General features: G+C 75.4%; 6 protein-coding genes. 2 read left to right on the top strand and 4 right to left on the bottom strand.

Going from position 1 to position 7,072, the window contains the following annotated elements:
• Positions 1-191 precede the first annotated feature (191 nt).
• The 3 genes from RND61_RS32145 to RND61_RS32135 all read right to left on the bottom strand — a co-directional run bounded on the left by RND61_RS32145 (position 192) and on the right by RND61_RS32135 (position 2,134).
• Positions 192-866, bottom strand: coding sequence for a hypothetical protein (locus RND61_RS32145; RefSeq protein ID WP_315881707.1), 675 nt, complete (start codon positions 864-866; stop codon positions 192-194).
• A 139-nt stretch (positions 867-1,005) separates the two neighbouring features.
• Positions 1,006-1,446, bottom strand: coding sequence for a DUF6114 domain-containing protein (locus RND61_RS32140; protein WP_315881706.1), 441 nt, complete (start codon positions 1,444-1,446; stop codon positions 1,006-1,008).
• Between the two features lie 61 nt (positions 1,447-1,507).
• The gene (locus RND61_RS32135) at positions 1,508-2,134 is read right to left on the bottom strand and encodes a DUF6230 family protein (RefSeq protein WP_315881705.1); all 627 of its coding nucleotides are present in this window, start codon (positions 2,132-2,134) and stop codon (positions 1,508-1,510) included.
• Positions 2,135-2,404: 270 nt separating this feature from the next.
• On the opposite strand from RND61_RS32135, the gene RND61_RS32130 reads away from it, so the two are divergent.
• A complete protein-coding gene (locus RND61_RS32130) occupies positions 2,405-3,337 on the top strand; it encodes a nucleoside hydrolase (RefSeq protein ID WP_315881704.1) in 933 nt (310 codons plus the stop codon).
• A 290-nt stretch (positions 3,338-3,627) separates the two neighbouring features.
• Here RND61_RS32130 and RND61_RS32125 read toward each other — a convergent pair whose 3' ends face one another.
• Positions 3,628-5,148 carry a bifunctional phosphatase PAP2/diacylglycerol kinase family protein gene (locus tag RND61_RS32125; protein ID WP_315881703.1) on the bottom strand — a complete coding sequence of 507 codons (1,521 nt, stop codon included), beginning with the start codon at positions 5,146-5,148 and terminating at the stop codon, positions 3,628-3,630.
• A 246-nt stretch (positions 5,149-5,394) separates the two neighbouring features.
• Here RND61_RS32125 and RND61_RS32120 point away from each other — a divergent pair, with 246 nt between their 5' ends.
• Positions 5,395-6,972, top strand: coding sequence for a glycoside hydrolase family 71 protein (locus tag RND61_RS32120; protein WP_315881702.1), 1,578 nt, complete (start codon positions 5,395-5,397; stop codon positions 6,970-6,972).
• Positions 6,973-7,072 lie beyond the last annotated feature (100 nt).

Genomic DNA, 7,072 nt, shown 5'->3' with positions numbered 1-7,072 from the left:
GGCCCCGCGGGGGCGGCGCCCCCCCCGCCGGGCCCCCCCGCCCGGCTCCTCCGGGAAGGAGGGGCCGGGCACCCGCCCGGGGCCGGCCCGCCCGGGGGCTCGCGCGCGTGCGCGCGGCACTGCGGGGGTGCCGCCGTACCGCGCGCGGGTCCCGCCGGCGACGCGGTGGCGCCGCCGGCGGGAGGGGACGGTCAGCCGGAGACCGTGATCTGCCGCGCCGGGTCGGTCGTGTCGGTCACCAGGTAGGTGGCCGAGAAGGACGAGGTGGTGGCGCTGGTCGGGCAGCCGAAGCCGCCGACGACCTTGACGGGCACCTGGGCGTTGCTGAACGCCAGGGAGGAGGGGGCGCCGTTGCTCCACGTGCCGCTCGTCGCGGCGGGAGCGGTGGGCGCCGCCGTGACGGTGCAGCTGGCGAGGCCGGACGTCTGGACGACCAGACCGCCGGTGGGGACGGTGAACGACGCGACGATCGGGGAGCCGTGCTGCATGGACACGGTCCACGAGCCGCTGGTGGTGACGGTGGCGCTGACCCCCGGCATGCTGGTGGTGCAGGAGGTGAAGGTCGGCGGGGTGATCGCGCTGACGACGGGACCGGCGGCGTTGTGGTTGCCGGGCGCCGCGGGGACCGTACCGCTGGACGTGGAGACGGAACAGGTGACGGTCACCGATCCCGCCTTGAGGGTCGCCTTGCCGCTCAGCGCGGCCTTGAAGCCGTGGCCGGCGGGGGTGACGGTGGTGGAGCCCGCGAGCGCCGGCGCGGCCTGCGCCGCGGTGGTGGTGACGCCGGCGAAGACCAGGACGCCGGCCGCGGCCAGGCCGGTGCCCAGGGAGAGCGCCGTGCGGGTGGGGGTGCTGAGGGGTGCCATGTGGTGTTCTCCTTCGGGGATGGCGTGACGGGGCGTCACACCGGTGCGGGTGTGGGGGGTCCGGGAAAAGTACGGAGAGCCGTGGTGGTCACGGGAGCGGTGGAGAGGCGGGCGGTGAGGGGCCGGGGGTGCGGCCCCGTCAGGTGTCCGCGGTGCCGGGGGCCGGGGGAGCGGGTTCGGCACGGCGTGGGGACGCCACCGGCTGCCAGGCGAACATCATGGCGCCGCCCGCGATGCCCAGGAGGGTGCCGAGGAGGAACCCGCCCAGGTTCGACATGACGAGCGCGGCGGCCGCGATCAGGGTGGTGACGACACCGGCGAGCGAGCGGTACTGAGGGGACACCCAGACCGAGATTCCTAGCATGATCATGACAATTCCGAGGAGGACGGAGGGGACTCCGGCGATGCCCTGGTGGAGCATCACCTCCAGGGGTGCCAGCGGGATGGCGCAGATCTCCGCTCCGGCCAGGACGGCCAGCAGTCCGCCCCAGAAGGGCCGGCTCCTGCGCCAGCGGCGCCACCTCGCCCGGGGGCCGCCGCGGTCTGCGGCGGAGGCGGGGTCCTTTGGGGCTTCGGTCAAGGCTTCGTCCAGGGAGTCGACCGGGAGCCGTCGTGTGGCCCCGTCCGCCGGTGACGCCATGTCAGAAGCATTCCTTCTTGCCCTTGCTGATCTTCATGCTCAGGCCGGACAGCTTGAAGGTGCCGGCGTTGGTCGCCCAGGCGACCTGCTTCAGGTCGGTGATGCGCACGTCGTCGGCCTGCTGGCCGAACAGGTCCTGCATGCCCTGGGCGCCGTCCGGCCCCCTGTCGAGGGTGGACGCGTCGCGGCCGATCTCGATGTTGTTGAAGCCGGCGTCGCCCGACAGTTGCGTGGCGTCCACGAAGAGGTCGGTGGCCTCGACGGGCTTCTTCTTCCCGGCCGTGAGGTACAGGGAGATGTCGCCGACGACCGGGAGCGTCGTGACGACGGACTGGCACAGATTGTGCAGCTCCGCCTTGCGGATGGCCGTGACGGCCACGGGCAGCAGGTCCTCGCGGGCGTTCGTGTCGATGCCCCCGTACTGCGCGAACCCCTCCCCGGTCAGGGTGTCCGCCGACACCTTGAACTGCTGGCCCGACACGGCGAAGGAGGCCGCGAGGGCCCCGCTCGACAGGGCGACCCCCAGGGCGGCGGTCAGGGCGACCCCCGGTACGGACAGGGCGGCGAAGCGTTTCCACTGGATCCGGCCGACGACGTCGTCCGCGTCGGTCCGGGGTGTGCTTCTCATGAAATATCCCCTCTCTTGGTGTCCACGGCCGCGCGGTGACCGTCGGCCACGGATGTCGGATGGAGCGGGAGACCTGCTCGAAGGCGGGCCGCCGGGGGGACGCGGCGGTGCGCGGGAAAAATGAGCGGAGAACGACCGCGTGCGGTGTGGCGTGCCGCCGTACCTACTCGCGGGTGTTACCGACGGGTTGAATGTAAGAGTGCCAGTGGGTGTTGGCAAGGTTGACGAACGACGCTTTTCGGCCTACTCGACGGATCTTCAGGAGGCGCCATGCCCATCCCCGTGATCCTGGACTGCGACCCGGGGCACGACGACGCCTTCAACATCCTGCTCGCCGCAGCTCACCCGGCTGTCGAGCTGCTCGGGATCACCACCGTGGCCGGCAACCAGACGGTGGAGAAGACCACCCTGAACGCCCGCCGCGTGTGCACGGCGGCCGGGATCGGAGGCGTGCCGATCGCCGCCGGCATGGCCGGACCTTTGCGCGGCCCGCGCATCACCGCACCCGACATCCACGGGGAGTCGGGGCTCGACGGACCCGGCTTCGGCGCCCCCGCCGTACCGGTCGACGGCCGCGACGCGGTCACGTTCCTCCGCGACACGCTCCGCGCCCACCCCGTGCCCGTCACCCTCGTACCGACCGGGCCGCTCACCAACATCGCCGCGTTCCTGCTCGCCCACCCGGAGCTGGCCGACAGGATCGAGCGGATCGTCCTCATGGGCGGATCCACCGGGCGCGGCAACCGGACGCCCGCCGCCGAGTTCAACATCCTCGCCGACCCCGAGGCTGCGGACACCGTCTTCCGCAGCGGGCTGCACCTCACGATGATCGGCCTCAACGTCAGTCACCGGGCGCTCGCCACCCCCGAGGTCGTCGCGCGCGTCCACGTGCTCGGCACGCCGCTGGCCGCGGTGTGCGCCGAGCTGCTGACCTACTTCGGCGACACGTACCGCGAGGTGTTCGGCTTTCCCGCCCCGCCCCTGCACGACCCGCTCACCGTCGCCCACCTCGTCGCCCCGGACCTGGTCGCACTGGTCCACGCGCCCGTCGCGATCGAACTGACCGGCACCCACACGCGCGGCGCCACCGTCGTGGACCTCGACGGCGTCACCGGGGCCCGCCCCAACGCGTACGTCGGCGTGGACGTGGACGTGGAGGCGTACTGGGACCTGATCGTCGACGCCGTGCGCACCCTCGGCTGAACCCGCCGCCCGCCCGGCCCGCGCCCTTCCCACCGGCCGCGCCGCTCCGGGAGGACCACGGCCCCGACACCCCCGGCCGGCACCCCTACCGCCCACCGCGCCGCCCCGCCCCCGCCCCGGGCGCGCCGTCAACGTCACCGGCCCCGGCGGCCGGACGCTCCCCGAGGACGTCGACGGCGACCTGATCGTCTCCCTGCCGCCCGGCGGCGAGGACGTCGGCGGCGGCACGCCCGAGCCCGGCGCCGCCCCCGGACCGGAGCAGCGGACGGCCCGTCGCGTACGGACGGCCCTCAGTCGGTCAGCGGCCGGTAGACGGTCAGCGCCTCCGGCAGCTTGTCGAGCGTCAGCCCCCGCGGTGCCGGCACGACCTCCCCGTCGTACGCCATGTGGGCGCCGGCGGGGAGGTTCGTGACGCGCAGCGCGGTCGTGCGGGCGGCGGCGTACAGCCGTGTACGGGCCAGCCCGCCGGCCGCCGTCGCCAGCAGCCGGGGGCGCGCCAGCCGGCCCGCCTGCGCGATCCGCACGTCGAGCAGCCCGTCCGCCACGTCGTGGCGGCGCAGCGGCGCCAGCCCCACGCTGCGGTAGACGCCGTTGCCCGCGAACAGGAACCACATGGAGCGCGGCTTTCCGTTCACCTCCGCGCGCAGCGGGGCCGCCGTGCGCAGCACCCGCGCGGCGCCCAGGAGCGTGGCGGCGGGGCCGCCGATCCGGGGCGACCAGCGCTCCCGGAGCCGCACCAGCTCCGGGTACACGCCCAGGCTGAAGGTGTTGACGAAGTACACCGGCTCCCGGCCCTCCCCGCCCCGGCCGCCGGCCCCGCGGACGCCGTGCGGCCGGACACGGCCCACGTCGGCCCGCACCGCGTGCCCCTCCGCCAGCGCGTGGCAGCCGTCGGCCACCGTGTCCACCCCGAGGTCGGCGGCGAAGTGGTTGAAGGTTCCCCCCGGCAGGACCAGCAGCGGCACCCGGTGCCGCAGCGCGGGCGCCACCGCCGCGTTCACCGTCCCGTCGCCGCCGCACACCCCGAACACCCCGCGCCGCCGGGCCGCTTCGGCCGCGGCGGTCTCCAGAAGGTCCGTCAGCGAGTCGACCCCGCGCCGGCACAGCAGCACCTCGGCCTTCGGCAGCAGCGTCGCGATCTGCGCCGCCGGGTCCGTGAACTGCGGCCCCGCGCCCGAGGACGGGTTCACCACGACCACCAGCCCGTCCCCGTCCGGCAGCGCCGGCACCCTCGCGCGCGGCCGCGCGGGCACGGGCACGAGGTCGCGCGTCGGCGCCAGCCCGCGCACCGCGAACGCCGCCCCCACCCCCAGCGCCATCCCCACCAGCACGTCACTCGGATAGTGGACCCCGGTGTAGACGCGGGAGAAGGCGACGGACGCCGCCACCGGCACCAGCGCCGCGCCCATGCCCCGCGACTCCAGGGCGACCCCCGTCGTGAACGCCGCCGCGGACGCGGAGTGCCCGGACGGGAACGACGTGGTCAGCGGCTGGCGGGGCAGCCGGCGCGCGAGCGGCACCCGGTCGATGACCGGGCGCTGCCGCCGCACCGCGCCCTTCGCCAACGTGTTCACCGTCGCCGAGGCGAGCGCCAGCGACACGACGCCGCGCACCGCGGCCCGCCGACCCCGCGCCCCGCCCAGCGCCCACATGCCGGCGGCGACACCGCACCACAGCACGCCCCGGTCCGCGGCCCGGCTGAGCCGGGGCAGCACGGGCTCGGCGGCGGGCCAGGCACGCTTCGCCACCTGCGCGAACACCGCGCGGTCCAGTCGGCTGAGCACGCTCCGCGCCCCGGCTGCCTCTCGCATCGGCTCTCCTCCTCCTGCCCGCGAACCCCGGGCCCTCCTACCCGCGAACGCCCGGGCCCGCGTCAACGTGCCCCACCGCGCCAACGTACCCGCCGTCACCGGTACGACGCCTGCCGTGGCCGTGACGACCGCACGGCGGCCCGCGGCGCGTTGCCCCGTTCGGGGGAAGAGGTTGTCCCGCCCGTGACGATCCGTTCTACTGCTGTACGGCGCGCCGCCCACGGGCGCGGGGGGAGAGGGGTCGGGATGCGAACGGAACACGGCGGTCACCGGGAGGCCCGGCCGCGCCACCGGCGACACCGCCTGCGCGGCCGGTCCCTCGCGGGGGGCGCGGTCGGCCTGCTCCTCGCCGTCCTGTGCGCAGGCCTGGCCGCGGCGTGGGGCCACGACCCGGGCACCGGGGCCACTCCGGGCGGGGCGGGCGGGCCGGGGGACTCCGCGCGCGCGGGCGCCGCCACCGCGCTCCCCTTCGACATGCCGGACCGCGCCGCCCTCCGGGCCCGCGGGAAGCTCGTGTTCGCGCACTACTTCACCCCGTACCCGCTCTCCCTCGACAACGAGGAACCGGACCGCGACTACTACGCCCGCCACTACCTGACCCCGGACGGCGAGGGCGGCAAGCACCGCGCGTACGGCGGCCTCCTGCGCGACCGCCCGCTGCCCGTCCGCCCCAAGGAAGGCGACTGGGAGTCGGCCAACCTCCGGCAGGAGGTGCGGACCGCCCGCGCCGCCGGGCTCGACGGGTTCACCCTCGACGTACTGTCCCTGTCGGGCAGGAACTGGGAGCGCTGCCGGCTCCTCCTGGAGGCCGCCCACGCGGTGGCCCCCGACTTCAAGATCATGCTGATGCCGGACATGGCCTCCCTCACCACGGAGAGCCCCCGCGAGATCGCCGACGCCATCGCCGAGCTCGGCCGGAGCCCGGCCGCGCACCGGCTCGACGACGGGCGGCTCGTCGTCTCCCCGTTCAAGGCCGAGGCCAGGAGCGCCGGCTGGTGGTCCGCCCTCCTCGACGACCTGCGGGTACGGCACGGCGTCCGGACCGCCTTCGTGCCGCTCTTCCTCGACTTCGGCGCGCACCACGAGGAGTACGCCCCGATCAGCCACGGCTTCTCCGACTGGGGCAGCCGCAGCTACACCGAACCGGCGGACCCCGGCCGCGACGCGCGCCTCGCGCACCGGCTGGGCAAGGTGTGGATGCAGCCCGTCTCCGTCCAGGACGCCCGGCCCAGCCAGGGCGTGTACGACGAGGCCGGCAACACCGCCACCCTCCGCGCCACCTGGAACCGCGCCATCGAGGGGGGAGCGGACTGGGTCCAGCTCACCACCTGGAACGACCACTCCGAAGGCGGCCACTTCGCCCCGTCGCTCCACAACGGCCACGCCTACCTGGACCTCAGCTCGTACCACCTGGTCCGGTTCAAGACGGGGAGGTGGCCGGAGATCACGCGCGACACGCTGTACCTCACCTCCCGCACCCAGTTCGCCCACGCCGTCCCGACCGGGGGCCAAACCCTGCTGATGTCGCTGCGTGAGGGCAGCGAGGAGGCCCGTGACACGGTGGAGGTGCTGCCGTTCCTCACCCGGCCGGCGACCGTCCGCGTCACCGTCGGTTCCTCCACGACCACCCACGCGGCTCCGGCCGGGGCGCACCCCCTCCTGGTGCCGCTCCGCCCCGGCGGGGTCGCGGCCGCGGTGGTGCGCGACGGCCGCGCCGGGGCCGCCGTGGAACTCCCGTACCGGGTGGTGCGCCACCCCGAGGTGCAGGACCTCCAGTACTACGCCGCGACCAGCGGACGCGACACCCCGGCCTGCTGCCGCTGACCCCCGCCCCGCCGCGGGCGGCCCCCGGGCGCGGACCCCGCCCACGCCCCCACCCGCGCTGTTCCGTCCCGCCCCGGACGCCGGCCGGCCCGCCGGCCGG

The sequence above is a fragment of the Streptomyces tamarix genome (assembly GCF_032423885.1).
Classification (GTDB): Bacteria; Actinomycetota; Actinomycetes; order Streptomycetales; family Streptomycetaceae; genus Streptomyces; species Streptomyces tamarix.
The sequence above is the reverse complement of the archived record's forward strand: the minus strand, read 5'-3'. Positions and strand labels throughout refer to the sequence as shown.

What these genes read in the sequence shown, in the direction of transcription:
- RND61_RS32130 (WP_315881704.1), top strand. Translation starts at nt 2,405, where the DNA reads ATGCCCATCCCCGTGATCCTGGACTGCGACCCGGGGCACGACGACGCC.
- RND61_RS32120 (WP_315881702.1), top strand. Translation starts at nt 5,395, where the DNA reads ATGCGAACGGAACACGGCGGTCACCGGGAGGCCCGGCCGCGCCACCGG.
- RND61_RS32145 (WP_315881707.1), bottom strand. Translation starts at nt 866, where the DNA reads ATGGCACCCCTCAGCACCCCCACCCGCACGGCGCTCTCCCTGGGCACC.
- RND61_RS32135 (WP_315881705.1), bottom strand. Translation starts at nt 2,134, where the DNA reads ATGAGAAGCACACCCCGGACCGACGCGGACGACGTCGTCGGCCGGATC.
- RND61_RS32125 (WP_315881703.1), bottom strand. Translation starts at nt 5,148, where the DNA reads ATGCGAGAGGCAGCCGGGGCGCGGAGCGTGCTCAGCCGACTGGACCGC.